The sequence below is a fragment of the Biomaibacter acetigenes genome (assembly GCF_003691585.1).
GTDB lineage: Bacteria > Bacillota > Thermosediminibacteria > Thermosediminibacterales > Tepidanaerobacteraceae > Biomaibacter > Biomaibacter acetigenes.
Genome location: NZ_CP033169.1, coordinates 1,074,284 through 1,099,749 on the forward strand (window position 1 = coordinate 1,074,284; position 25,466 = coordinate 1,099,749).

Annotated in this window: 24 protein-coding genes and 1 riboswitch; of the genes, 21 read left to right on the forward strand and 3 right to left on the reverse strand. The window is 42.3% G+C overall.

Going from position 1 to position 25,466, the window contains the following annotated elements:
- Window positions 1-145: 145 nt before the first annotated feature.
- The 20 genes from D2962_RS05160 (at window position 146) to D2962_RS05255 (ending at window position 21,114) form a co-directional block, all read left to right on the forward strand.
- On the forward strand, window positions 146-1,504 hold the full coding sequence (locus tag D2962_RS05160) for a glycine--tRNA ligase (protein ID WP_122015743.1): 1,359 nt from the start codon (window positions 146-148) through the stop codon (window positions 1,502-1,504).
- Between the two features lie 286 nt (window positions 1,505-1,790).
- Window positions 1,791-2,684 (forward strand): inorganic phosphate transporter, encoded by an 894-nt coding sequence (locus D2962_RS05165; RefSeq protein ID WP_122014351.1) that lies wholly within the window; start codon window positions 1,791-1,793, stop codon window positions 2,682-2,684.
- The gene (locus D2962_RS19830; RefSeq protein ID WP_425456617.1) at window positions 2,596-2,805 is read left to right on the forward strand and encodes an inorganic phosphate transporter; all 210 of its coding nucleotides are present in this window, start codon (window positions 2,596-2,598) and stop codon (window positions 2,803-2,805) included. The genes D2962_RS05165 and D2962_RS19830 overlap by 89 nt, the downstream gene beginning before the upstream one ends.
- Before the next feature lie 4 nt (window positions 2,806-2,809).
- Window positions 2,810-3,424 carry a DUF47 domain-containing protein gene (locus D2962_RS05175; RefSeq protein ID WP_122014353.1) on the forward strand — a complete coding sequence of 205 codons (615 nt, stop codon included), beginning with the start codon at window positions 2,810-2,812 and terminating at the stop codon, window positions 3,422-3,424.
- A 229-nt stretch (window positions 3,425-3,653) separates the two neighbouring features.
- Entirely contained in the window at window positions 3,654-5,078 is a 1,425-nt protein-coding gene (locus D2962_RS05180) for an ABC transporter substrate-binding protein (RefSeq protein ID WP_122014354.1), read from the forward strand.
- Between the two features lie 77 nt (window positions 5,079-5,155).
- Complete coding sequence (locus D2962_RS05185; RefSeq protein ID WP_222927689.1) at window positions 5,156-6,106, forward strand: carbohydrate ABC transporter permease; 951 nt, start codon at window positions 5,156-5,158, stop codon at window positions 6,104-6,106.
- 12 nt (window positions 6,107-6,118) lie between these two features.
- On the forward strand, window positions 6,119-6,967 hold the full coding sequence (locus tag D2962_RS05190) for a carbohydrate ABC transporter permease (RefSeq protein WP_122014355.1): 849 nt from the start codon (window positions 6,119-6,121) through the stop codon (window positions 6,965-6,967).
- Between the two features lie 23 nt (window positions 6,968-6,990).
- Window positions 6,991-8,085, forward strand: coding sequence for an ABC transporter ATP-binding protein (locus D2962_RS05195; protein ID WP_122014356.1), 1,095 nt, complete (start codon window positions 6,991-6,993; stop codon window positions 8,083-8,085).
- A 27-nt stretch (window positions 8,086-8,112) separates the two neighbouring features.
- Window positions 8,113-9,069 (forward strand): sugar phosphate isomerase/epimerase family protein, encoded by a 957-nt coding sequence (locus D2962_RS05200; RefSeq protein ID WP_122014357.1) that lies wholly within the window; start codon window positions 8,113-8,115, stop codon window positions 9,067-9,069.
- A gap of 33 nt (window positions 9,070-9,102) precedes the next feature.
- The gene (locus D2962_RS05205) at window positions 9,103-9,984 is read left to right on the forward strand and encodes a PfkB family carbohydrate kinase (protein WP_122014358.1); all 882 of its coding nucleotides are present in this window, start codon (window positions 9,103-9,105) and stop codon (window positions 9,982-9,984) included.
- A gap of 108 nt (window positions 9,985-10,092) precedes the next feature.
- Window positions 10,093-11,088: a LacI family DNA-binding transcriptional regulator gene (locus D2962_RS05210; RefSeq protein WP_122014359.1), complete on the forward strand. Its 996-nt coding sequence runs from the start codon at window positions 10,093-10,095 to the stop codon at window positions 11,086-11,088.
- A 495-nt stretch (window positions 11,089-11,583) separates the two neighbouring features.
- Window positions 11,584-12,603, forward strand: coding sequence for a LacI family DNA-binding transcriptional regulator (locus D2962_RS05215; RefSeq protein ID WP_122014360.1), 1,020 nt, complete (start codon window positions 11,584-11,586; stop codon window positions 12,601-12,603).
- A 130-nt stretch (window positions 12,604-12,733) separates the two neighbouring features.
- Window positions 12,734-13,741 (forward strand): sugar ABC transporter substrate-binding protein, encoded by a 1,008-nt coding sequence (locus D2962_RS05220; RefSeq protein WP_174232497.1) that lies wholly within the window; start codon window positions 12,734-12,736, stop codon window positions 13,739-13,741.
- Window positions 13,742-13,804: 63 nt separating this feature from the next.
- Window positions 13,805-15,301, forward strand: a complete 1,497-nt coding sequence (locus D2962_RS05225; RefSeq protein ID WP_122014362.1) for a sugar ABC transporter ATP-binding protein — start codon at window positions 13,805-13,807, stop codon at window positions 15,299-15,301.
- A 1-nt stretch (window position 15,302) separates the two neighbouring features.
- Entirely contained in the window at window positions 15,303-16,316 is a 1,014-nt protein-coding gene (locus tag D2962_RS05230; protein ID WP_122014363.1) for an ABC transporter permease, read from the forward strand.
- 58 nt (window positions 16,317-16,374) lie between these two features.
- The gene (iolM, locus tag D2962_RS05235) at window positions 16,375-17,559 is read left to right on the forward strand and encodes a scyllo-inosose 3-dehydrogenase (RefSeq protein ID WP_162991287.1); all 1,185 of its coding nucleotides are present in this window, start codon (window positions 16,375-16,377) and stop codon (window positions 17,557-17,559) included.
- A 49-nt stretch (window positions 17,560-17,608) separates the two neighbouring features.
- Window positions 17,609-18,730 carry a 3-dehydro-scyllo-inosose hydrolase gene (iolN, locus tag D2962_RS05240; protein ID WP_122014364.1) on the forward strand — a complete coding sequence of 374 codons (1,122 nt, stop codon included), beginning with the start codon at window positions 17,609-17,611 and terminating at the stop codon, window positions 18,728-18,730.
- Between the two features lie 46 nt (window positions 18,731-18,776).
- On the forward strand, window positions 18,777-19,787 hold the full coding sequence (iolG, locus tag D2962_RS05245; protein ID WP_122014365.1) for an inositol 2-dehydrogenase: 1,011 nt from the start codon (window positions 18,777-18,779) through the stop codon (window positions 19,785-19,787).
- A 28-nt stretch (window positions 19,788-19,815) separates the two neighbouring features.
- Window positions 19,816-20,640 carry a 5-keto-L-gluconate epimerase gene (gene iolO / locus D2962_RS05250; protein ID WP_122014366.1) on the forward strand — a complete coding sequence of 275 codons (825 nt, stop codon included), beginning with the start codon at window positions 19,816-19,818 and terminating at the stop codon, window positions 20,638-20,640.
- Window positions 20,641-20,703: 63 nt separating this feature from the next.
- On the forward strand, window positions 20,704-21,114 hold the full coding sequence (locus tag D2962_RS05255; RefSeq protein ID WP_120766298.1) for a hypothetical protein: 411 nt from the start codon (window positions 20,704-20,706) through the stop codon (window positions 21,112-21,114).
- A 50-nt stretch (window positions 21,115-21,164) separates the two neighbouring features.
- Here D2962_RS05255 and D2962_RS05260 read toward each other — a convergent pair whose 3' ends face one another.
- The 3 genes from D2962_RS05260 to D2962_RS05270 all read right to left on the reverse strand — a co-directional run bounded on the left by D2962_RS05260 (window position 21,165) and on the right by D2962_RS05270 (window position 23,787).
- Window positions 21,165-21,455 (reverse strand): hypothetical protein, encoded by a 291-nt coding sequence (locus D2962_RS05260; RefSeq protein WP_222927691.1) that lies wholly within the window; start codon window positions 21,453-21,455, stop codon window positions 21,165-21,167.
- 100 nt (window positions 21,456-21,555) lie between these two features.
- A complete protein-coding gene (locus tag D2962_RS05265; protein WP_122014367.1) occupies window positions 21,556-22,911 on the reverse strand; it encodes a phosphomannomutase/phosphoglucomutase in 1,356 nt (451 codons plus the stop codon).
- A 57-nt stretch (window positions 22,912-22,968) separates the two neighbouring features.
- Window positions 22,969-23,787 carry an RMD1 family protein gene (locus D2962_RS05270; protein ID WP_120766296.1) on the reverse strand — a complete coding sequence of 273 codons (819 nt, stop codon included), beginning with the start codon at window positions 23,785-23,787 and terminating at the stop codon, window positions 22,969-22,971.
- 157 nt (window positions 23,788-23,944) lie between these two features.
- A riboswitch (TPP riboswitch) is annotated at window positions 23,945-24,049 on the forward strand.
- Window positions 24,050-24,100: 51 nt separating this feature from the next.
- On the opposite strand from D2962_RS05270, the gene thiC reads away from it, so the two are divergent.
- Window positions 24,101-25,399 (forward strand): phosphomethylpyrimidine synthase ThiC, encoded by a 1,299-nt coding sequence (gene thiC / locus D2962_RS05275; RefSeq protein ID WP_120766295.1) that lies wholly within the window; start codon window positions 24,101-24,103, stop codon window positions 25,397-25,399.
- The last annotated feature ends 67 nt before the right edge of the window (window positions 25,400-25,466 follow it).

Consider the following 25,466-nt stretch of genomic DNA (forward strand, 5'->3'; position numbering starts at 1 on the left):
ACCCCTAGGCCGTAAATTTGGCCTGGGGGTTTTAATATGTTTCATCAAATTTTAGAAAAGACGCCGGCCGACATTCGGCCCTTCAGGCGCAATTAAAAAATAATCGGAAAGGGGAATTTTTGTGGCAGAAAATGGCGAAAAGCTCATGAACAAGATCATTTCTTTATGCAAGCGCCGGGGGTTTGTATTCCAGGGTTCCGAGATATATGGGGGTCTTGCCAATACCTGGGATTACGGCCCCCTCGGAGCAGAACTCAAGCAAAATGTGAAGCGCATGTGGTGGAAAAAGGTGGTCCATGAGAGGGAAGATGTGGTGGGTCTTGACAGCGCCATACTGATGCACCCCAGGGTATGGGAGGCTTCCGGCCATGTGGCGGGCTTCAACGATGCGCTTATAGACTGCAAGCAGTGCAAGTCCCGTTTCAGGGCCGACCACCTCATCGAGGATGCTCTGAATATGCATGTGGAAGGAAAGAGCGTCCAGGAACTGACACAGATCATACACGGCAATAAAATAAAGTGTCCGGTCTGCGGAGATGTGGCCTGGACCGATGCCCGGGTGTTCAACTTGATGTTCAAGACCCACCAGGGGGTGACGGAGGATTCCAGTTCTGTGGTGTACCTGCGCCCCGAAACCGCCCAGGGTATCTTCGTAAATTTCAAGAATGTGCTGGATACCAGCAGGGTGAAGCTGCCTTTTGGTATAGCACAGATAGGAAAGGCTTTCAGGAACGAAATAACACCGGGGAACTTTATTTTCAGGACAAGGGAATTCGAACAGATGGAACTGGAATACTTTGTAAAGCCCGGTGATGATATGAATTGGTTTGAATTCTGGCGGCAGTTCACCATGGATTTCTTTCTGGCTCTCGGGGTGAAAAAAGAAAATCTGCGCCTCCGGGACCATGCTCCCGAAGAACTTTCCCACTACTCGAAGGCTACCACCGACCTTGAATACAAGTTCCCCTTCGGGTGGGGAGAACTCTGGGGCGTGGCAAACCGCACCGATTTTGACCTGACAAAGCACATGGAGTACTCAGGGAAAACCCTCACATATTTCGACCAGGCGGAAAACCGGCAGATCACGCCGTATGTCATCGAGCCCTCATTGGGCGTAGATAGGGCCATGCTGGTGCTACTCTGCGACGCTTACAGGGAAGAAGAGGTAGAAGGGGAAACGAGAGTGGTTCTGGGCTTTCATCCCGAAATGGCTCCCATCAAATGTGCCGTCCTGCCGCTGTCAAAGAAGGAACCCCTCGAGGAACTGGCAAGAAAAATCTACCATGACCTCAAAAAATATTACCATATGGAATATGACAACACCGGCAGCATAGGCAAGCGTTATCGCCGCCAGGATGAGATTGGAACACCTTATGCCATAACGGTGGATTTCGACAGCCTGGAAGATCATAAAATCACAGTCAGGGATAGGGATACCATGCAGCAGGACAGGATAGATATTGCAAATGTAAGAGAATATTTGAGGGATAAATTGGGATTTTAGAGTTAAAGAAAAAATATTATGCAGCCCTCCGGATTTCAATAATCTAAAGCTGGAGGGCTATAACTTTTTTATGGGAAATTTAAAATTTTTTTTATTCAGAGCAGGAATTTTAAATTTAATATCGAATTATTAAAACAACAAACAATAAATTATATTTGACGCAAAAAATAATGAAAGCCCTTACAAGACTGAAAATTCCGTCCCCAATAAGCAAGAATCTTCGATTAAAATTTTTTTATTACATAAAAAATGGGAACGTTCCCACCACAGGAGGCTGTTCGAAATTATGACGATGATTATAGTTATTTGCATTTTAACAACCCTTGTATTTGCATTCATTAATGGATTTCATGACGGCTGTAATGTGATTGCAACTATAATATCGTCGCGTTCCATAGAGCCTAAAAAAGCCATTATAACAGCCGTTGCTGTCGAATTCCTGGGTCCACTTTTCATGGGGACCGCTGTGGCTCAGACTCTCGGGAACGGAGTTATTGATCAAAAGTATTTAACCGGTGTTGGGAATGCTGCATCTACATTTATGGTTATTTCAGCCCTTTTTGGCTCCATTGTATGGAATCTCATCACATGGAAATACGGTTTACCTTCGAGTTCATCCCACGCGCTCATAGGCGGATTGCTGGGAGCGGGAATTGCGGCATACGGCCCCGGATCTATTCAGTGGTTTACGGTCACCTGGAAAGTGATATTTATTTTACTCGCAACACCTTTGATAGGTTTTGCGGCGGGATATGTATTGCTTAAATTAAATAAAATGGTCTTCAAAAACTTTCCCTCAAGGATCAATGTATTTTTCAAAAAAATACAAATGCTTAGCATGATATTTCTGGCTTTGAGCCACAGCACCAGTGATTCGCAAAAATCTATGGCAATAATTACTATGTTATTGCTAATCAACGGGTTATTGCCGGAGTTTAAAGTGCCGCTGTGGGTGATGATAGTTTGCACCCTGGCATTATCTGCAGGGCTTGCCACGGGCGGGTGGTCCATAATAAAAACCGTCGGGACCAGGATTTACAAAGTTAAGCCCATACACTCTTTTAGTTCTCATATCGGCTTCAGCTGTCATAATTACCGCATCACTTCTTGGCAGCCCGGTCAGCACCACACAGATTGTTTCTTCTTCGATAATGGGGGTTGGGGCGGCGGACAATTTTAAAAATGTGAGATGGGACACCGTGAAAAGTATAATGGTTTCATGGATAATTACCATTCCTACGGCAGCCTTAGTGGCATCAGGTATTTTCCGGTTTGTTTCAATTATTGCAAAGTGGGGGTGATATTATGAACTTTTTGGCCGGTCTGTTTCCGAAGGAAAAAGATTTTTACAAGATGTTATATGATCAGTCATTAAAGACGAAAGAAGGGCTGGAGTATTTGGAAAAGTTTATGAATACCGGCGATAAGCAATACGCAACTAGAGTAAAAGAGATAGAAAAAGAAGCCGATGAACTGCGCAAAATTCTCATTGGCGAACTGGATGATACTTTTATAACGCCTTTTGACAGGGATGATTTGTTCATGCTGTCAAGGGTAATAGATGATATTCTCGACTACAGCAAAACCACTATAGATGAGATGGAAATTTACGAACTTGAACCATGCGAAGAGTTAAAACAGATAACGGCACTCCTGGTCGAATCTGCGCGGTCGATACATTGTTCTATAGAAAATTTAAAGAAAAACAAGAAAGCGGCAAACGAATATGCGCTAAAGGTGAAGAAGATAGAAAACGAAGTAGAAAATCTTTACCGGCACAACCTTGCCAGACTGGTAAAAAACAAGGATATAGGATATGTTCTGAAAATGCGGGAAATCTATCGACATTTGAGCAACCTTGCCGACAAAAGCGATACGGCGGCGGATATTATAGGCCATATCCTTGTAAAATTGAGCTGACAAAAAACGTGTTGAAATACGATATATCACAGTGGGAACGATTCCATAAAAGTGCAAAAGACAGTTCACTGCTGGCAAAATTAAAAAGGAGGGAGTATAAATAGAAAAGTAAAAGGGTGTATTTTGGCAAGATTAAAAGGGAGGTGGTGTAAATGGTAAAGTAAAAGGACGTATTTTACAAAATTACTTATGCCTTTACAATCCACTAAGTCTGTAAGGGGGTAACAAAGTGAAAAAAATTATAGGGATTTTTTTAACGGTTGTGTTGTCAATGAGTTTGATTTTAACCGGATGCGGGAAGGTGCAGGAAACTAAAGATGCGGGTCAGAAGTCGGATTCCGGAAAAACGACAGCCATAGAAAACATAGTAATTGAAGTTGAGTCTTATGGTTCTCCCGCCGATTCAACGAGATCTACCAATTTACAAGAAGCAGCGCAGGAATTAAATAAAATTCTTGAGGAAAAAGGCGATAATAGAAGAGTAGAAGTGAAAACCAATCATGTTTCATCGGGTTATGATGAGTACAACAGAAAATTCATGCTGGCCCATAAATCGGGCGGTGGCGCCGACATAAGAGCCATCAGTCATTCAGATATAGCCATGATGGCTCAGGGAGGATATATACTACAGTTGGATGACTATGTAAACAATTCAGAATGGAGTAAATATGTACAGGATATTTATCCAAATCTTTGGGACGCCTCTAAATGGATGGCAAGAATTTACGGCATACCCCAGGATACCGAAGCAAGGCCTCTGTATTTTAGGAAAGACATATTGAAGAAACTGGGTTGGTCCGATGAACAGATTTCAGCCCTTCCAGAAAAAATTAAAAACGGTGAATTTACATTGGAAGATATGACAAGACTGGCCCGCGAAGCGGTAAAAAAAGGTGCGGCGAAAATCGGCATATATCACAGGCCAAACAACGGAGCGGATTTTATCACACTGGTTTATGATTTCGGCGGTAGGCTGTTTGATGAAAATACCGGTAAATTGATTTTTGAAAGGAAACCAATAAAAGACACATTAAATTACTTTTATCAAATTGCTCAGGTGGATAAGGTAATTCCGTCAGGCATGACATCCATGGAATGGAGACAGATACACAAAGGGTGGGTAGAAGGAGAAGTACTATTCTGGTATGGCGGGACCTGGCACTGGGGCGAGTATCAGAAGGTGGAATACCACAGTAAATTGGGCAAATTGAGTGAGAATTATATGTTTCAAAATATGGGATACGCCTTGGTGCCTGCACCATCAAAAGGCGGCAAGCCGGTCACTCTCTCTCAGCCATATATGTACGTAATAAACAGAAATACGAAATATCCCGACCTGGCCTTTGCACTGATCGCAGTTGCTTCTCAGCCTAAATACAATGTTAAACATGCGGTGGAGTCAGGTCATCTTGTGATAAGTTCCGCAGCGGCGGAAGATACGGCATATAAGCAAAATAGATTTCTTCATGATGTCCAGTACATGTTGAATTATACTACGGTCCAGCCCAATCATCCGGAGTTTGGCAAATTTACGAGTGCGTTCTTTAAAGCTATCCAGGCGGTTGAAATGGGAGAATATGACCCTGAACAGGCTGTTAACTGGCTGGAAGAACAGCTCAAAAATGATGTCAAGGACATGGTATTTGTCGACTAAAGCGATTTTATGCCAGAAATGGAGGTAGGGGGTCGGGCAACCCCCTCTACCATTTAAAAAGAAAGGAGGCAGTATAAGTGCAAGAACAGGGTCTTGTCGTAGATAAGAAAAAGGCAAAGAAAAATATTACCGAAAACTATCGCTCTTTTTTAACCGCACTGCCTTTTATTGGCCCTTTTTTGCTCCTCATCATTCTGTTTTATTTTACACCGGTAATTTTAACTTTAATAATGTCTTTAACCGGCATGGATTTTACACTGGAATGGAAGTTTTCAGGGCTAGAAAATTATATTAAACTTTTTCACGACCAAAATGTAGAGCTTGTAATTATCAATACAATAAAGTATGTAGTGTTTACTCTGGTTATTAATGTGGGTTTCGGATTTCTGCTGGCCATAGCGACCGGTTATTTTATAAAAGACGAAAACGTGGGATTGTTATTTCAAACAATATGGATGCTCCCACGGATGACGCCTGCGGTAATTTACGCCCTTTTGTGGTTGTGGTTTTTGGATCCCACCGAAGTTGGGATGCTCAACATACTCTCTGGGAAATTATTCGTGCTTCCTCCGCAGAACTGGATTCTAAATCACCCCATGGGAGTGGTAATAATTGCAAACGGGATGATAGGTGCTTCCCTGGGGATGGTGGTATTTTCTGCAGCGATTAAATCAATCCCCATTGACTATTTCCAGGCAGCCAGTGTAGACGGTGCTTCTGACTGGGATATTATCAGACACGTTATAATTCCTTTTTTAAAGTGGCCCATCATGTTTATGACTATATGGCAGACCCTGTCGCTTATAACGTCTTACGAGTATATTTTGCTTTTAACTGACGGCGGGCCCCTCAATAAGAGCGAAGTCTGGTCCTTGTTTTCTTACCACAAAGCTTTCAGTAATTATGAGTTCGGCTACGGTGCAGCAATATCCGTGGTCCTGGTTATAATTGCGATAATAATTGCCCTTATAATGTTAAAACTCTTCGGTTATGAGGCGATGATGAATAGAGGCAAAATTAAAGTTTAGGAGGAATTTTTATTGAGACAGCAAATAAAAGTTTTCTTACCGAGAATATTCATTTATTTACTACTTATTTTTGTGAGCCTTCCTATAGTCATTGCTTATTTATGGCTTTTCTCAAGTTCCATTTCAAGAGAACTTACATTCGGTGTACTGCCCAGAAGTTTTACACTAGATAACTGGAGATTTCTTTGGAGTGAGATAAAAATAGGTACAAAAGTGTTTGAGAACATCTGGCCTGTCACTTTTAACAGTATTCTGCTGGCCGGGAGCATTACAGTAGCGGAAGTTATAATAAGTCTTCTGGCTGGTTTTGCTCTATCAAGGATGAATTTTTTTGGTAAAGATTACATTATGAAAACAGCCATAATACTGCACGCCTTTCCAGGTGTTGCACTTTTGATAGCGCTTTTTTATGTTTTAAATTTCATCGGACTGTTAGATAAAATCATAGGAGTGGTGATGGTAAAGGTAGCTTTGGAATTACCAATGGCAACATGGATGATAAAAGGATTTTTTGATGAGTTTCCATGGGATATTGAATGGGCTGCATATATCGATGGTTGCACCAGGTTCCAGGCATGGTACAGGATCATCCTCCCTCAGATAAAACCCGGGATTGCTGCGGTAGCAATATTTGCCTTCCTTGCGGGATGGTCTGAATTTATTTACTCCTATACATTTTTATTCAGCAGCGAAAACTATACTCTTGCGGTATTTTTAAAAAATTTGATAGGGGACTTCAGATTCCTTGATTACGGGTTGTTGGCGGCCACGGGATTATTTTATCTGATACCTGTAATTGTATTTTTCCTTATTTCACAGAAATCTCTAATGAAAATGACCTTTGGAGGTATGAAGGGATAATCCGGCAAAGGAGGTTTTAGGCAATGGAAGTAAAAATGAGAAATGTGACTAAACAGTTTGGAAATTTTATAGCTGTAGATAACTTGAATTTAAACATCCGAGATGGTGAATTTATAGCCCTGCTCGGACCGTCAGGCTGTGGCAAGACCACCACTCTTTTGATGCTGGCCGGGCTTTATAAACCCGATGCAGGAGATATAGCCTTTGACAACAGGATAATGAATAATATATTGCCCAAAGACAGGAATATAGGCATGTGTTTTCAGAGTTATGCCCTTTACCCTCACATGACTGTGGTGGAAAACATCGCTTTTCCTCTTAAGTTGAGAAGAACACCTAAAGACGAGATCGATAAAAAGGTGAAAGAGATTGCAAGTAGATTCCATCTCGACCACTTGCTCCAAAGATTTCCCGGGCAGATTTCCGGGGGCCAGCAACAAAGGGTGGCTCTGGCTAGAGCGCTTGTGAAAGAGCCGGGTATGCTATTGCTGGACGAGCCTCTTTCCAACCTGGATTCGGGTCTCAGGATATCTATGAGGGCGGAAATAAAAAAGCTCCAGAAGGAGCTGGGTATAACCACAGTGTTTGTAACTCATGACCAGACCGAAGCACTTTCCATGTGCGACAGAATAGCAGTTATGAATAAAGGCAAGTTGCAGGACTTTGGTACACCCGAAGACCTTTATATGAGGCCAAAAAATCTGTTCATCGCAGGGTTTATAGGCAATCCTCCAATGAATTTTCTTGAAGTGTCTTATATAAGGGAAAACAACAAAGTCGTATTAAAAGAGGAATATTTCGAAATATCGCTTCCTCAAAATGTGGAGCGGAATTATGTAAAAAAACAGAGTGGTGACAAAGTGATCCTCGGTATCAGGCCGGAAAATATGATTCTAGGGGATGAAGAGCCCAACACTATTAAAGGAGAAATATATGTGGTGGAACCCCTGGGTAGGGACAAACTGGTAGATATAATAATTGGAAAGAACAGGATTAAAATCATCGCTCCACAGAACTACAAGGGGAATATGGGGGATAGGGTAATCGTCCACATAGATTTGGAAAACATTCACCTTTTTGACAGCATCGATGGCAAATCAATGAGAATCACGGCTTGAAAAATTAATGAAAAAGGAGAATAAAACATGGTAAAAGGTGTGGGGATAAATGCGGATTCGTCTACAATAGATGGAAACTTAAACGTTTTGGAAGGCATGCTTGCTTTTTTTGAGCAAAAAGGTTTTGATTATGTGGAAATTCCGGTACATGGTGTTGATTGCATAGTAAACGGCGAATTGATGACACCTAGACTAGAAAAAGTAAAAAGGATACTAAAATCTTTCGGCCTAAAATACACCGTTCATGCCCCTGACAATTTGAATCTAGCGGATACGGATAATGAATCGCTTTATATGAAGGCAATGGAATCCACGATAAAATTCGCTTCGGAAATCGGGGCCGAAATTGTCGTATATCACAGCAGCTACGGCAATACAAATATGGAGTCTTTTATAAAGGCCATGACGAAAAGATATCGTACCGATAAACTTGATGAAATTAAAAAAAAATTACAACAGGAAGAAACCAAAAAATTGCAGCTATTGGCAGAATATGCGGTAAAGTGCGGTGTCTTGATAGCCGTTGAAAATCACTTTCTTGGCAATCCGGCCACTTATTCTTATGGAAATTATCCAGATACTCTTGTAGACATGATAAAAAGTGTCGGTTTCAAAAACGTAGGAATATGTTACGATTTCGGACACGGATATATAAGTTCTAAAAAATACGGTTTTGAGTTCGTTAAGGCGGTGGAAATGGTAGAGCCATATATCATACATATACATATACATGATAATTTTGGGAAAATGGATGCGAGAGAGAAAAACATTGAGAGAATCTTTACCGGTAAAGGCGATCTTCATTTGCCTGTTGGATGGGGCGACATCCCTTATGATGAAATATTTGAAATTGTTGCTAGAAGATACGAGGGCGTTCTCATGCTGGAGTTACAGCCGCGGTTTAAGGACTGCATTGAAGATGTTATTTCCGTTATGAAAGGTTACATGAAAAAGTACTTCCGGATAGAGAAAAAAATCGATTAATCGATATCTAAAGTTTTTACAGGAGGGGAATACATGCCAGAGAAATGCTACGATATTTTTATCATAGGGCACGTATCGCTGGATGAAATTATTAATAACGGCGAAGTTGAAAAAAGATTTGGAGGAGCGGTCCTCTACAGTGCTTATGCGGCGGTGGCTGGAGGATACAAAACCGGCATACTCACAAAGACTTCACCTGAAATTGACGACCTGAGCGGTTTGTTCAATCTTTTAAAAGATGACATTTATCATCTCCCGTCAAAAAAAACCACCTCCATTAGAAATAAATACTTGAGTTCTGACCTGGAAAAAAGGGCCTGTACTGCCATTAGCATAGCCGATCCGTTTAGAATTGAAGACGTACCCCATGTGAAATCCAGGCTCTATCTTTTGGCTGGATTGGTGGCAGGAGATTACGAAAGCGACATGATAACATTTCTTTCAAAGAAAGGGAAAGTTGCAGTTGACGTTCAGGGTTTTTTAAGGAAAAATGAAGGTGGTACTTTGATATTAAAAGACTGGAGAGAAAAAGACATCTATCTTCCGTATATAGATTTTTTAAAAGCCGATGCTACCGAGGCGGAAATAATGACCGGTCATAATGATAGGAGAAAAGCTGCAAAGGAGCTTCATAATCTTGGTGCAAAAGAGGTGTTGATTACGCACAATACTGAAGTAATAGTATACGACGGTGAAAGGTTTTTCAGCGAGCCATTGAAACCCAGAAAACTTTTAGGAAGAACAGGAAGGGGTGACACCTGTTTTAGCGCATATATCACGGAGCGTCTTTACAAAAAGCCTCATGATGCACTCCTATATGCAGCTGCTCTGGTTTCGCTAAAGATGGAGACCCCCGGTCCTTTTAGGGGAACAAAGACCGAAGTACTGGATTATATAAAAAAATTTTACCATTGAAAAATTCCCGGTTATAATAATGTTAGTCAAAGAATAATAAATTAAGTCGCTATTTTTATTTAACAAAGAAATTTTTTGCAAGAAGATTTTTTTGGCGGAGTGATTGATATGGACATAACAATTAAGGATATTGCAAAAGCCGCCGGGGTTTCCAAATCCACAGTTTCCAGAGTTATCTCAAACACTGGTAAATGCAGCGATGAAGCCAGAAGAAAGGTTATGGAAGCAGCAGAAAAGTTGAATTATAAAAAAAATGCCCTGGCCAGGGCTATGATTACAAAAGAAACAAAAAACCTAGGATTGATAATATATCAAAAACATAAGCCGATTCTTTCTCACCCTTTTTACGCTCCTATCATCGAGGCGATTGTAGATAGTTCTATGAAAAGGGGTTACAGTATAATAATAGCCACCGACCAGGACATAAAAGCTTCTTCGGCGGAACTGCTGCTTGAAAAAAGGGTCGACGGCATAATATTTGCAAGCTTTATAGACCATAACATTATATTAAAATATAAAAATATGGGTATACCATTAGTTTTATTGAACAACTCAGTAGATTTAAAAGATGTAAGTTTCGTTAAGGTGGACAATTATTCCGGGGCATACAAGGCCGTCGTTCATCTCATAAGCAAGAATCACAAAGATATAGGGTTCCTTTGTGGTCCGCTTCAACATCGCAGTTATATGGAAAGATACCAGGGTTACCTGGCGGCCTTAAAAGATCACGGTATACCGGTTCAGGAAAAATTTATGCGTTTCGGAGATTCCACTTTGTACGAAGGTACTAGACTCATGAACAGTATTCTAAATTCAGGGGATATCCCGACGGCGATTTTTGCCAGTAACGATATGATGGCTATCGGAGCCATTAAAGCTATAAAAAAAGCAGGTTTGAAAATCCCTGATGATGTAGCGATTGTTGGATTTGATGATATAGAGCACGACGTTTTGATTGAACCTGCATTATCCACGGTATTTGTCGACAAAAATAAAATGGGAGAGATGGCAGTGGATCTTCTGCTCAATGAAATAGTAAGAAATCCCTATTTTAAAAAGGAAAATATACTTCCCACAAAGTTAATTTTACGTGAATCCACTTGAAATTTTTTATTTTTTTATCAATTTCTACAGGAAAAGGGAATACCATATCTTTCAGTTTTCAAATTGCTCTTTTCCCTTGTTTTCACAGGAAAAAACCATTCAGGACTATAGGAGCACAAAATACAGCTTTACCATTTGTTAAAGGTGTAGCATAATAGTTTTAATTAAAGAGCAGCGGATTCCGTTGCTCTTTTTTTCTAAGTTTCTTTCCCAAAAAAAATAATAAAAATATTATATTACCTAGCAGGAATTTTCAAGTTAATGTAGAATATTAAATAACATAACAGAATGAATAAATTTTATTGTCTAACAAAGTGAAAGCCCTTACAAAAATGAAAATTCATACAATTAATTATCTGCCCCCGATTAATAAGGCATTTTCTGGAGGCTATTAAAAATTTACAAATTGTAACCGCTTACAATTGTCTTTCAAATGAAAAAATTACAATAGAATACATGAAAAATCATTTTATAACACATAAAGGAGTGCCATCAATGCCGGTAACCATATATGACATAGCTAAAGAGGCCAGGGTTTCAATAGCTACGGTATCCAGGGTTTTGAATAACAGCAGTGTTGTATCGGAAAAAACCCGGCTCAGAGTAAAAAAAGTAATGGAACAATTAAATTATACCCCCAATGTCATTGCTTCGGCCCTTACCAAAAAATCTACTCTCACTCTGGGGCTTCTCATACCCGATATTGCCAACCCGTTTTTTGCAGAGCTTGCCCGGGGAGTGGAAGACGCCAGTAGCGACTTTGGATTCAATATAATCATCTGCAACACCGATTACAGTTCAGACAAAGAAGCAACTTATATATCCCTATTAAAGCAGAAAAGCATCGACGGTTTTATTATTTCTTCGGCGTATTATAATGACCAGAATGTGGTAAAACTTCTGAAAGCCAATGTTCCACTGGTGCTTTTGGGTAGAGATATCGATGACTCCGAAGGTCTACCGGTGGATGTGGTGGGATCGGACAACGTAAAAGGCGGATATATAGCTACAAAATATTTGATTGACCTGGGACATAAGAATATCGCCTGCCTATTGGGCCCTCCCCGGATAAAAGTCAATCTTGAAAGGGAAAAGGGCTATTTAAAAGCCATGGAAGAAGCCGGGTTGAAGGTTTGTCCTGAAGCCGTGGGATATGGAGATTTTAAAATAGATTTTGGATTTAAAAAGACATTGGAAATATTAAAAGGCCCATGCAAATCTACCGCCATCTTTGCAGCCAATGATTTAACCGCTATTGGCGCAATGCGGGCTATAAAATTTTTGGGCCTGCAGGTTCCCAACGATATATCTGTAGTGGGCTATGATAACACCGTGCTGGCGGAGATGGTAGACCCGCCCCTGACCACGGTAAACCAGCAGATGAGAAAGATGGGATACATCGCCACCGAACTTTTGATAAAGAGAATCAAAGGTGAAAGGGGAGTGGGGGAAAAGATTATTCTCGATACAGAACTTGTTATCAGGAAATCTGCTGGTATATGTAATGGAAAATAGACTTAATTAAGATAAAATTAACTTTGATTACTTGTTGATTCTTTAAAGGGGGGGTGGTATTGGGAGAAAGATGTCATCTTAACTTTTCCAGATTTCATGGCAAAAATAAAAATTCTAGGGAGGTATTGTGGTGAAAGCAAAGTGGTTTAAAGTGTTGAGTTTTACAGTGGTGTTTTTGTTAGTAGTGTCACTGTTAGCAGGATGTGGTGGGCAGAAAGCTTCTCAGCCGAGCGACAACCAACAAAATCAGCAGCAATCCTCCGGAGAACAAAAATCTGTAAAAATAGCGGTGATAGTAAAAGCCTTGAACAGCGATTACTGGAAGATTGTTGAAGCTGGTGCCAAAGCTGCAGGAAAGGATTTAGGAGTCGATGTGGAAGTCCTTGGTCCCTCAGCCGAAACGGCAGTTTCTGAACAGGTTTCAATGATCGAAGACCAAATCACCAAAAAGGTTTCAGCCCTGGCAGTAGCTCCATCCCAACCGGCATCGGCTATTCCCGCTTTCGACCAGGCGAAAGCCGCAAAGATCCCTGTAGTATTAATCGATACAGATGCCCAGTGGCCTGACAAGGTCAGTTTTGTGGGGACCGGAAACTATAACGGTGGGAAACTCGCCGGTGAATTCCTAGCCGAAAAATTGGGAAAAGGCGGTAAAGTGGTAATTTTGAGAGGCGCCATGGGAGATCCTACCCATGATGAAAGGGCCAATGGCGCCATCGAAGTGATGAAGGCCAAAGGTCTTGAAATAGTAGATATTCAGCCTGCCAACAGCGAGAGAGGCCTTGGCATGACTGTTATGGAAAACATATTACAGGCTCATCCGGATATCCAGGGAATGTTTGCTACCAATGATGAGATGGCATTGGGAGCCTTAAGAGCCATACAAGCTGCTAAAAAGCAAATTATAACTGTAGGATTTGACGGTTCCCCTGATGCATTAAAATCCATAGCTGCCGGTGAACTCACAGCATCCATTGCTCAGAGCCCATATAACATCGGATATAAAGGTGTTGAAGCTGCCGTTAAAGCAGCAAAAGGTGAACAGGTGGATAAGAGAATAGATACTGGAACCAGTGTGATTTCAAAAGACAATGTAGCTGAAGAACAAAAGAAATTAAACGAAATTCTTGGCAAATAGCAAAACTCCTCCCTTGACAGGGCCCCACGAGGGGCCCGTTAAGGGAATATTGGAGGTGGAAAGATGGAGCAGCCATATCTTATAATGAGGGGGATCTCAAAAAGATTTCCAGGAGTTAAGGCTCTGGATTCAGTAGATTTCGAAGTCAAAAAGGGCGAAGTTCACGGCTTGGTAGGAGAAAATGGTGCGGGTAAATCTACTTTAATAAAAATTTTGACCGGAGCCTATCAAAAAGATAAAGGTGAAATTCTGATAAATGGTACCCGGGTAGATATTATGAATCCACAGCATTCCATGAAGCTAGGAATTGCCGCCATATATCAGGAATTGAACTTGAGTCCTTATCTTTCGGCGGCGGAAAACATATTCCTTGGCAGGGAATTCAAAAGAACCGGAGTTGTCAATATAATTGACTGGAAAAAAACGAGGCAAAAAGCAAGAGAACTTCTGTTAGAGCTGGGTCAGGATATAAATATAAGTATTCCTGTTAAAGATCTCGGAATAGGCCAGCAGCAGATGGTGGAAATTGCGAAGGCTATCTCCACCAACGCAAACATAATTATTATGGATGAGCCCACTTCCAGTTTGAGCCTTCATGAGACCGAAGAATTGATGAAGGCCATAAAAAAGCTTAAAGACAAAGGCATATCGGTTATTTTTATATCCCACCGGCTGGATGAGGTATTTGAAATCTGCGACAGAATAACCGTGATGCGGGATGGCAAAAAAATAATCACGATAAAATCATCCGAAACCAGTAAAGAAGAGCTTATAAGGTACATGGTGGGTAGGACCCTTGATCAGCAGTATCCTAAGGTTACTATCCCTCGCGGGGAAGAAGCTTTAAGAGTAGAACATTTGAGCAGAAAAGGTGTATTTAAAAATATAAGCTTTTCAGCATATAGCGGTGAAATACTCGGTATAGCCGGCCTTGTGGGAGCGGGACGGACCGAAATAGTGAGGAGTATCTTCGGTGCAGACCCCAGGGATGAAGGAGAGATTTATGTTTTCGGTAAAAAATGTGATATAAAATCTCCTCTTGATGCCATGAATGCAGGAATAGCTCTGCTCACTGAAGATCGTAAGGGTCAGGGGCTATTTTTGGATAATGATATAGTAAACAATATAACGGTTTGTTCTCTGCAGAGGTTCAAGGGATCATTGCTCTTAAAGACTAAAGATTTATTTGAAACATCCCGGGAGTTGTGTCACATGTTAAATGTGAAAACACCGTCCTTGCAGAAAATAGTCAGGGAGCTAAGCGGTGGAAATCAGCAAAAAGTAGTTATCGCAAAATGGCTCTGCTATAACGCAAGGATATTCATTTTTGATGAACCTACCCGGGGCATCGATGTGGGAGCTAAAGTCGAAGTCTATAATATAATGAATCAATTAGTTTCCCAGGGAGCCTGCGTTATTATGATATCCTCGGAACTTCCCGAAATTCTGGGTATGAGCGACAGAATCATAGTCGTACATGAAGGTAAAATAACGGGAGAGTTCACCATAGATGAGGCCAATCAGGAAGCAATCATGAAGGCCGCAACGGGAGGCGTATAAAATGGGTGTTGAAATCAAAGTGAAAAAAGCCGGTCCTGTAAAGACGGAGAGAAATATAAATCTAAAAAAAATAATCTCTACTGCAGGTCCTTTATTTGGCTTGATAATCCTTTGCATTGTACTGGCAATTATGTCTCCATATTTTCTGGAGATGACAAATTTAATGAATATAGCACGCCAGTCTGCCATAAATAGCCTCATAGCAGTGGGCATGCTGCTGGCCATCTTGACCGCCGGCATTGACCTCTCCGTAGGTTCCATTCTTGCTCTTTCTACGGTTATAATGGGTCTTCTGGTCATCAACATGGGATTGAATCCTTTTCTGGGCATCATTGTATGTCTGGCCATCGGGGCACTGCTTGGTTTTTTCAATGGAATAATGCTAACAAAGCTTCATTTGCCCCACCCTTTTATTTCAACACTGGGCATGATGAACATTGCAAGAGGCTTATCATTGATTGTAACCAAGGCTTCGCCGGTTTCGGGATTTCCGCCTTCCATTCAATATCTTGGTGCAGCGTTCATAGGGCCGGTACCGGTGAGCTTTATTCTGGTGATAATCATATATGTCATATACCACTTTTTCCTTACCAAGACTCCTACAGGGCGCTATATTTATGCCGTCGGCGGTAATCCCGAAGCAGCGCGCCTGTCAGGTATCAATGTGGAGAAGGTTCTGGTTATAGTGTATACCCTCAGCGGTTTGATGGCAGCTATGGGCGGCCTGGTGCTGGCAGGCAGGGTCAATGCGGCCTATCCTCTTGCGGGCCTGGGATATGAACTGGATGCCATTGCGGCGGTCATTATAGGCGGAGCAAGTTTCATGGGAGGCGTTGGAACAGTTTGGGGCACACTGATAGGTGCCATGATTATGGCGGTCTTAAGAAACGGCTTAAACCTTTTAGGGGTTACTGCAGAGTGGCAGACAGTAGCCATAGGCACCGTTATTATCGCTGCTGTTTATATTGATGTTGTGAGGAGAAGAGCTCAGGCCAAAAGTCAGGTTACAGAATGAAGGTTGTTTTTAATTCAATATAATCTATAAAATGAAAGGGGTTTTTATTATGTCAAAAATGAAAGCGGTTACACTTGTGGCCGACTGGGATCCAAGACCAGGGTTTAAGTTGGGAGCCAAGGATATCGAAGGAAAGCAAACTTATCTCGGCAGCAAAGTCTGGAGAAATCCTAAGCTGGAAATCAGGGAATATGATATTCCAAAGCCGGGCAAAGGTGAAGTATTGATTGAGGTAAAGGCCTGTGGCATCTGTGGCAGCGATGTCCACATGGCTCAGCCCGATGATGACGGTTACATCTTTTATCCCGGACTTACCGGTTTCCCATGCATCCTGGGGCATGAGCTTTCCGGAGTGGTGGTAGAAGCCGGGCCCGGCGCCATAGACAAAAGAACCAACAAACCTTACAAAGGCGGGGAAGCGGTGACCGCCGAAGAGATGCTGTGGTGCGGGGAGTGCCAGCCCTGTGCCGACGGATGGCCCAACCACTGCGAAAGATTAAATGAGATAGGATTTAATGTCAACGGCGCCTTTGCAAAATATATTGTGTTGCCGGCAAAATATCTGTGGAGCCTGGATCCTTTAAAAGAGCGGTATAAAGGCGATGACCTGTTCCTGGCGGGGAGTCTTGTAGAACCCACATCTGTCGCATATAATGCCGTCATCGAAAGAGGAGGCGGCATAAGGCCCGGCGACAACGTAGTAATTTGCGGCGGCGGACCCATTGGCCTTGCGGCATGCGCTATTTTGAAAAGACATGGAGCTGCGAGAGTTATACTCTCCGAACCTTCAGCAACAAGAGCGGAATTGGGTAGGAAAATGGGAGCCGATTATGTCATAGACCCAACAAAAGTGGATTTTGCCGAGGAAGTGCTACGGCTCACCGATGGTTATGGCGCCAGCTTGTACCTTGAAGCCACAGGTTTGCCCACGGTGGTATATCCCGGCATAGAAAAGGCTATATGGGAAGGCAGGACCCTGAACTCCACAGTGGTGGTCGTAGCCCGGGCCGATGCCAAAATGCCGGTAACGGGAGAAGTGCTGCAGGTAAGGCGTGCCAGAATCATCGGCGCCCAGGGGCATTCCGGACACGGCACATTCCCCAGGGTGATCGAGTGCATGGCTACCGGTATGGATATGACCCCACTTATCACAAAGAAGATAAAACTGGAAGAAGTTCCGGAAAATATAATTATGCTCAGGACCGACAGGAAAGAGTGCAAGATAACCTGTGTGATGGACTGATTCGGTGTAATATTAACAAACAACTACAAAACTTGAGAGGAGATTTACCATGGAAAGACCAAAGGACAAGAAATGGATTTTGACAGATTATCCTGCCATAAAATTTGAAGACAATACGGTGGGAAGGTTGAAGAAGCAAATTTGGGATGCTTCCGAAGAAGAAATCGACGCTATTTTGAAAGAATATGAAATTCCATCCGAGTCCGAATTGGGAAAACCGGGAACATATATTCAGAACACCCCCAGGGTTAAAGTAATAGAAAAGCGAAGAAAAAACGACATAGTATTTGTGCCCATCGGATGCACCGAAAATCACGGTTTGCATGCCAACAGCGGGCTTGACACATTTATGGTTACACAAATATTGGAAGGTGTGCGCCGTTACACCGCAAAACAGGGAAGGGAAGTAAACCTTGCCTTCCCGCCGCTGAACTACGGCGGACATCCCTATCACCACCTGGGGATGCCCGGCACGGTGATAATGCCGAAAGAAGTGGTGGAAGAGACCATTATCTATACAATGCTGGGACTCTGGAATGACGGTTTCAGGAAGATAATTCTGGTAAACAACCACGGGCATCTGTGGATGCTTGAGTCGGCCATTCAGGAATTCATGAAGAGATTCCAGCTTCCCGGAATCTTCCAGGTGCTTGACTGGCACAGGGCAGTAAGAGAATTCTTCTATCCGACCGACAGGGAAGACAGCCTAGAAACCCACTTCGTCCATGCTGATGAAAGCGAAACATCCGTAGGATTACTGCTGTTTCCCGGCATGATTGATATGAGCGTTGTCCAGGACGCTCAGGGAGAAAGCTTCCTGCCCGAAGGCCATTTCGACACCTCCGTAGACCCCTTCGGAAGACCTCACCGTTGGTCCGAGGGTGAAGGCCATGCTGCAATAGAGCGGGCTGCCACACCGCAGGGAGTTGTAGGCAAACCGAGCATCGCTACAGTGAAAAAGGCCAAACGACCCATCGCCGCTATATTGAAATATTTAACGCTGCTGAATGATCAGATTCTGGAAGCCTTCCCGCCGGGGACCGTGCCGCCGGTGGAAAAAGTCACACTGAGGACCGAGGAGGAAATGAAACCCTTCCTGAAAGAACCTTTCAGTGAGGGATGGAAATCGGTATATGAACTGCCTATGATTGGAGTATTTCATAAATTATAAGTGATAGCTTTGAAAAAAATTAGCTTAGGGAGGGGAGCGGTATAACATGGATAGAAAAATAAAGATAGGCATCATAGGTGCCGGAAGAATAGGAAAAATGCATGCCGAAAACATAAGGGCAAATTTCAGCAATGTAGAAATAAAATCCGTTGCCGATTTATTTGCAGACAAGATAAAAGATTGGGCCAACAGTATAGGCATTAATAATATATTTGTAGATCCTGCAATGATTTTAGAGGATGAAGAAATCGATGCAGTCCTTATATGTTCTTCAACGGATACCCATTCTCGTCTGATTATGGATTCCGCCAGGGCTGGAAAGCATATTTTTTGCGAAAAGCCCATAGACTTTAACCTCGAAAGAATACACCAGGCCCTTGATTCTGTAGAAAAGGCCGGTGTCAAGTTGCAGATAGGATTTCAGAGGAGGTTTGATCCAAGTTTTAGAAAAGCCTTTGAGATGATAAGGCAAGGCAAGATCGGAGATCCTCATATTCTCAAGATAACATCCAGGGATCCACAACCTCCTCCCATCGATTATATCAAGGTTTCAGGTGGAATCTTTCTGGATATGACCATTCATGACTTTGACATGGCAAGATACCTTTCTGGAAGTGAAGTGACTGAAGTTTATGCATCGGGAGCGGTGCTCGTGGACCCCGCCATTGGAAATGCTGGCGATATCGATACGGCTGTGGTAACATTGAAATTTGAAAATGGAGCTATCGGAGTAATTGACAACAGCCGCAGGTCTACCTATGGATATGACCAGAGGGTGGAAGTGTTCGGCTCCAAAGGATGCGTGTCGGTTTCCAACGATATTCTGACAAATACGGTGCTGAGCGATGAAAATGGGATTACATCAGACAAACCAAAATATTTTTTCATTGAAAGATATAAAGATGCTTATATTGAAGAAATAAAAGCATTTTTTGACAGTATATTAAATGATAAACAGCCTCCGGTTACAGGCATAGATGGGCTGGAGCCGGTAATCATAGGCCTTGCTGCCAAAAAATCCCTGGTAGAAGGCAAACCGGTGAAGATACAAAGATAACATGTCAACAATCTGTGGAGGTCATCAAATGAAATTAAGTGTCACAATGGCTCTAACGGCAGATGAAATGACTCCCATTGTTTTGAGGGGAGATTATATAGAAAACATTAAAAAAGCTTCTGCTATGGGCTATGATTCTGTGGAGATCCATGTCAACGATCCTAAGACTTTGGATGTGGAACAAATTTTAAAGGCATGCAGGGAATACAATATCGATGTTTCAACTCTTGGTACAGGCATGGGATATGTAATAGACAGATTAAGTTTTACCAGCCCCGATGAAGATATCAGGGAAAAAGCCGTAGAGCGGATCCTTGACCATATTGATGTGGCGGAAAAAATGGGAGCTAAGGTTATAATAGGTTCAATGAAAGGGACCATTCCTGACAGAAGCGAATGTAAAAAGTATCAAGAATATGCCATAGAATGTACAAAAAAATGCCTTGAAAAAGCCGAGGCAAAAAAGGTTACTCTTTTGATGGAAGCCATAAACCGGTATGAAACCAATTTTATAAACACAGCAGAAGAAGGGCTGGAATTTGTTTCAAAATTAAATTCGGAATACATCAAAATTCACTTGGATACTTTTCACATGAATATAGAAGAAGATGACATGACAAAAAGTATAATTATGGCGGGAAAACACCTGGGTCATATGCACTTTGCCGACAGTAACCGCTGGTATCCCGGAAAAGGCCACATAAATTTCGAGGAAATAATTACAGCATTAAAGGAAATAGATTACAATGGAGCCATAGCTTTTGAATGCCTACCGCTGCCGAATCCGGAGGAGGTAGCTATAAAGGCTATAGATAATTTAAAAAAATTATATACCGGCCGTATAGACCAATAAAAAACTAATAATGAATATAGTACAAAAAACTGCCCATCCTAAATTTTAAGGAGTGGGCAGTTTATGTATTATTTCCGATATGATGGAAGCATACTTGATTTTACAAAGGGGCCGTTGACCGACAGGATTTTAAGAATGGCCGATAACTGTTTTGTCCGTGAGCGGAAAGACAGGGTTACTCTTTTCAAACTCAAACTTTCCATGGTATGTCCCGGAAGTTTTGTGGAAAAAAGGCCTATGGATTTTTACATGATAATGAACAGGAAAAAATCCACCCTGACATGCGATAGGTGCAATTTTGCTCTGCTAGGGGGTGGCAAGCTCTGCACCGTAAATTCTTTTTTGCTGCCGCGACTTTTTCATCATAAGAAGGCTAATTTTGAGTCTATAATGGCTCTTTTAAAAGCTAATGGCTATCTGCAGCTCCCGGTGCCGGATCCGCTTACCTGGAGCTATATGACTTTTCGTTATTGATCTATTTTACTTTCTCAATATGTTTACTTAACTTTATTATTCGTGTATCGTTAATATGCCGTCTTTACAGTTAGATCGTTCACATCGATCTGCAATTTATCTATTTTCTCTTCAATGTTATCAAGCTTTTCATGAATGACCTGCCTATCATCAAACAGTGCCCTGATTTTATCTGTAATCTTTTCATCGATGTTTATTTCCACTTTTGAAAGTTCGTTTTCAACACTGGATAGTCTTGAATCCACTTTAGTAAGACCATTTTCAACATTGGATAATCTTGACTCTACCGAGTCAAATCTTTTACTGAAATCTACATACATCTTTTCCATCAGCTCATACATTTTATCTTCTAAACTATCTGCCATTAGCAATACCCCCTTAATTTCCTTTATTATTATTTTAACATAACTCAACTTATGTTAAAATCTTCATTTTAAAAAATCAAAAAAGTTTTAGGGGTTTCAATGCATCCTGTATCTCATCCTTTATTTTCTCCAACCCTTCTTGAGTTCTGGCCTCGCATCGCACTATGAGCTCCGGCCCTGTATTGGAACTGCGGACAAGACCCCAGCCTTCGGGGAAGAGTACCCGGGCTCCGTCCACTTCGATCATGGGATATTTATCCCTGAAATACTCCTTTACTTCTTCAACCTTCTTGAATTTTTCCTCATCGGGGCAGTGCACCCGAAGTTCCGGCGTCGAGTAATAGCGGGGCACATCGGATAAAAGCTCTGAGAGCTTGCGGGAGGTTTTTGACAGGATCCTGAGCAACCTTGCGGCAGCATACAGCGCGTCATCATAGCCGTAATACTCATCCGCAAAGAACATATGGCCCGACATCTCACCGGTAAACACTGCACCGATTTGCCTCATCTTGGCCTTTATGAGGGAATGGCCGGTCTTATAGAACATTGGCTTTCCGCCCAGCTTTTGTATCTCTTCCGGAAGGGCCTGGGAGCACTTTACTTCCACGATGGCGGTGGCGCCGGGATGCCTCGGCATGATCTCACGCCAGAAGAGTATCATCAGCATGTCGCCGAATATGACGTTTCCGCTGTCATCCACCACGCCTATGCGATCACCGTCACCGTCAAAACCTATGCCAAGGTCCAGCTTTTCTTTCAATACCAGGTCTCTCAAATCCTTGAGATTCTCAGGCTTTACCGGGTCGGGAAAATGATGGGGAAAGCCCGGGTCGGAATCGCAGTATATGGGATAGACATCAACACCCAGACGTTTGAACAGTTTTTCAGCGAAAAAGGATGCGGTGCCGTTTCCGCAGTCCACACCTACCCGCAGTTTTCTATCAAGATGTATCTTTTCGCAAATCATATTTATGTAATCTTCGGTGGGGTCCAAATATGATAAATTCCCGTTTCCCGTGACAAACTCGCCCTTTTCCATCATCCTGCGAAGTTCCTGGATCTCTTCGCCGTATATGGTACCTGGACCGAAGCCTACCTTGAAACCGTTGAACTCCCCCGGATTGTGGCTGGCAGTGACCATGATGCCGGGATTTATATCATAGCGGATCCGGGAGTAATAAAAAATGGGAGTGATGACGGTGCCGATGTCAACCACATCGCAGCCGGTGGATAAAAGGCCGTCTATGACAGATTTTTTTAAAGAAGGAGAAGAGGAGCGGTTATCGCTGCCTACCAAGACCTTTTTTTCGCCGTTTTTGACGGCAAAAGTTCCAAATGCCTTGCCCAGGATGTTAGCCAATTCTTCATCCAAATCCTGCCCTACAATGCCTCTTATGTCATACTGTCTGAAGATATTGGGATTTATTTTCACAAAGACACCTCCGCAAATTTTATCTTGCAGCATCCATAATTCTATTATTACTAAATATTATTTCCATATATACATAATAATTGATAAGAGAATTTCTGCAAAAATTAAAATTATGACCATCCATTCCAGACGGGTGCCCCTCTTGGCATGCGCAAGGCTGGTAAAGACATCGGTAATATCCAGAAGCGTTTCTGTCTTGTGACGGATCTTCTCATACCGGTCCCTTAGTTCAAACAACTTTTCCAGTTCATTATATAGATTCTGGCTTTCTTCATTTACCCATGTTATATCGGGTTTATCCAGAAGCATGACATATGAAATGGTATTATATTTGAAACCGAGGATTTTGCCCGATACTCTGGCAAGCCTTTCATCGGAGATGTTTAAATGTCCTTTTTCAAGGAAGTGTATCATGTCTTCAATGTCATCCAGTAATATGTTGATGCCGACTTCGATCCTGTCAAGGGCAGTAGACTTTGCCAGCACAACTGCTATGATTTCAAAATAAAAGTCTTTTAGCTCTGGTATCGACATATAATCATAGCTTACCGTGACGTCTTCATCAGGGTCTAAGATCAGGCTGTAATCATCGAAGTAGTCAATGGAAGCATTGAACAGCTCTTTTTCGATATTTTTAAGATAATCTACAAGATCCACCATTTCATGATGCTCAAAATTCAGAAAAACTATTGACCCAAAGGAAAAGATATAAGCCGATTTATTTTCCGGCAATTTCAGGATGCCCTTCAACTGATTTGAAGATAAAAAGAGAGGTTCATCCCATTGAAATTTTTTTTCAAAACCAAAGTGTTTTGCCAGTTGATTTAAATTGATTTCGTTACAAAGAGAAGCCGCCTTAAATTTTATGGGATCCAAAGCAATCAATCCTCCAATATGAAAATTATACCACAATTATGTCCTGTTCCTCAAGCAAAGCCTTTTTAATTCATTAAACCTATAAACTGTGAACCACTGATTTCATTAAATGAATTGACACATTAAGGTATTTAATGTATAATGAACCAAAAGTAATATTATTTACCAGGGGTGCTGCTTTAAGCGGCTGAGACGGGAGATTCCCGAACCCTTTGAACCTGTTTGGATAATGCCAGCGGAGGGAAGGTAATCATAATATAAGTCTATATACCGCATCCCTACGGATGCGGATTTTATTTTTGGAGGGATGAAAATGACACAGTTAGAGGCAGCTAAAAAAGGGATTATTACAGATGAAATGAAAGAAGTAGCAAGGCATGAATGTGTAAGTCCGGAACAAATAAGGGAGGGTATAGCTTCAGGCAAAATAGTTATTCCCTTTAACCCCAACCACAAGGGATTAAAACCTTGCGGCATTGGAAAAGGACTTTCGACCAAGGTCAATGCCAATATCGGGACATCAGACAAGTATCCCGATCTTTCACCGGAGCTTGCCAAGGCGAAAACGGCCATGGAAGCCGGAGCCGATGCCATTATGGATCTTTCTACCGGAGGGAATATTAAATCCATCCGCAAGACCATAATTTCCGAAATCAACGTGCCTTTAGGCACGGTTCCCATCTATGAGGCGGGAGTTATGGCCCAGAACAAAAACGGCAGCGTAATAGAATTTACCGTAGATGAGCTTTTTGAAATCATAGAGGAGCAGGCAGAGCAGGGAGTGGATTTTATCACCGTTCACTGCGGCCTGACACTGGAAGGTGTTGAAAGACTCCGGTGTGAAGGCCGCATAACCGACATCGTAAGCAGGGGCGGGGCATTTATCACCGGCTGGATGATCAAAAACGAAAAGCAAAATCCTTTATATGAACATTTCGACAGGCTGCTTAAAATAGCAAAAAAATATGATGTAACCTTAAGTTTAGGAGATGGCTTAAGGCCTGGCTGCATCGCCGACGCCACAGACCGGGCTCAAATCCAGGAACTGATAACACTGGGCGAGTTGGTCCAGGAATCCTGGAAGCAGGGAGTACAGGTGATGGTCGAAGGCCCCGGCCACGTACCGCTGGATCAGATCCAGGCCAATGTCCAGCTTCAAAAAAGGATATGCCATGAAGCGCCCTTCTACGTGCTAGGGCCCCTTGTAACCGATATAGCCGCAGGCTATGACCACATAGCCGGCGCTATTGGCGGAGCTATCGCTGCTGCGGCCGGGGCTGACTTTTTATGCTATGTGACCCCTGCGGAGCACCTGGGCCTTCCAACCCAGGAGGATGTAAGAGAAGGAGTTATTGCATCGAAAATCGCCGCCCATGCAGCCGACATAGTTAAAGGAATTCCGGGAGCAAGGGAACGGGATTTAAAAATGGCCAGAGCCCGGAAAAACCTGGATTGGGAGGCACAGTTAAGTTTTGCCATAGATCCGGAAAGAGCCAGAAGTTACAGGGATTTAAAAAATCCATCGGATGTAAAGACATGTACCATGTGCGGTAAATTCTGCGCCATGGACATAGTTGCAAAATACCTGGGAAAAAGCAGGAGTGACTGTTAGGAGGAATGGTATCAAGTAAAAGCATAATCGATGCAGTAGCTTCTTCTTTAAAAAATGGAATGAAAAT

Coding starts and splice junctions, on each gene's coding strand:
- D2962_RS05160 (WP_122015743.1), top strand. CDS start 146: ATGAACAAGATCATTTCTTTATGCAAGCGCCGGGGGTTTGTATTCCAG.
- D2962_RS05165 (WP_122014351.1), top strand. CDS start 1,791: ATGACGATGATTATAGTTATTTGCATTTTAACAACCCTTGTATTTGCA.
- D2962_RS05175 (WP_122014353.1), top strand. CDS start 2,810: ATGAACTTTTTGGCCGGTCTGTTTCCGAAGGAAAAAGATTTTTACAAG.
- D2962_RS05195 (WP_122014356.1), top strand. CDS start 6,991: ATGGAAGTAAAAATGAGAAATGTGACTAAACAGTTTGGAAATTTTATA.
- D2962_RS05200 (WP_122014357.1), top strand. CDS start 8,113: ATGGTAAAAGGTGTGGGGATAAATGCGGATTCGTCTACAATAGATGGA.
- D2962_RS05205 (WP_122014358.1), top strand. CDS start 9,103: ATGCCAGAGAAATGCTACGATATTTTTATCATAGGGCACGTATCGCTG.
- D2962_RS05210 (WP_122014359.1), top strand. CDS start 10,093: ATGGACATAACAATTAAGGATATTGCAAAAGCCGCCGGGGTTTCCAAA.
- D2962_RS05215 (WP_122014360.1), top strand. CDS start 11,584: ATGCCGGTAACCATATATGACATAGCTAAAGAGGCCAGGGTTTCAATA.
- D2962_RS05225 (WP_122014362.1), top strand. CDS start 13,805: ATGGAGCAGCCATATCTTATAATGAGGGGGATCTCAAAAAGATTTCCA.
- D2962_RS05230 (WP_122014363.1), top strand. CDS start 15,303: ATGGGTGTTGAAATCAAAGTGAAAAAAGCCGGTCCTGTAAAGACGGAG.
- iolM (WP_162991287.1), top strand. CDS start 16,375: ATGAAAGCGGTTACACTTGTGGCCGACTGGGATCCAAGACCAGGGTTT.
- iolN (WP_122014364.1), top strand. CDS start 17,609: ATGGAAAGACCAAAGGACAAGAAATGGATTTTGACAGATTATCCTGCC.
- iolG (WP_122014365.1), top strand. CDS start 18,777: ATGGATAGAAAAATAAAGATAGGCATCATAGGTGCCGGAAGAATAGGA.
- iolO (WP_122014366.1), top strand. CDS start 19,816: ATGAAATTAAGTGTCACAATGGCTCTAACGGCAGATGAAATGACTCCC.
- D2962_RS05255 (WP_120766298.1), top strand. CDS start 20,704: ATGTATTATTTCCGATATGATGGAAGCATACTTGATTTTACAAAGGGG.
- D2962_RS05260 (WP_222927691.1), bottom strand. CDS start 21,455: ATGTATGAGCTGATGGAAAAGATGTATGTAGATTTCAGTAAAAGATTT.
- thiC (WP_120766295.1), top strand. CDS start 24,101: ATGACACAGTTAGAGGCAGCTAAAAAAGGGATTATTACAGATGAAATG.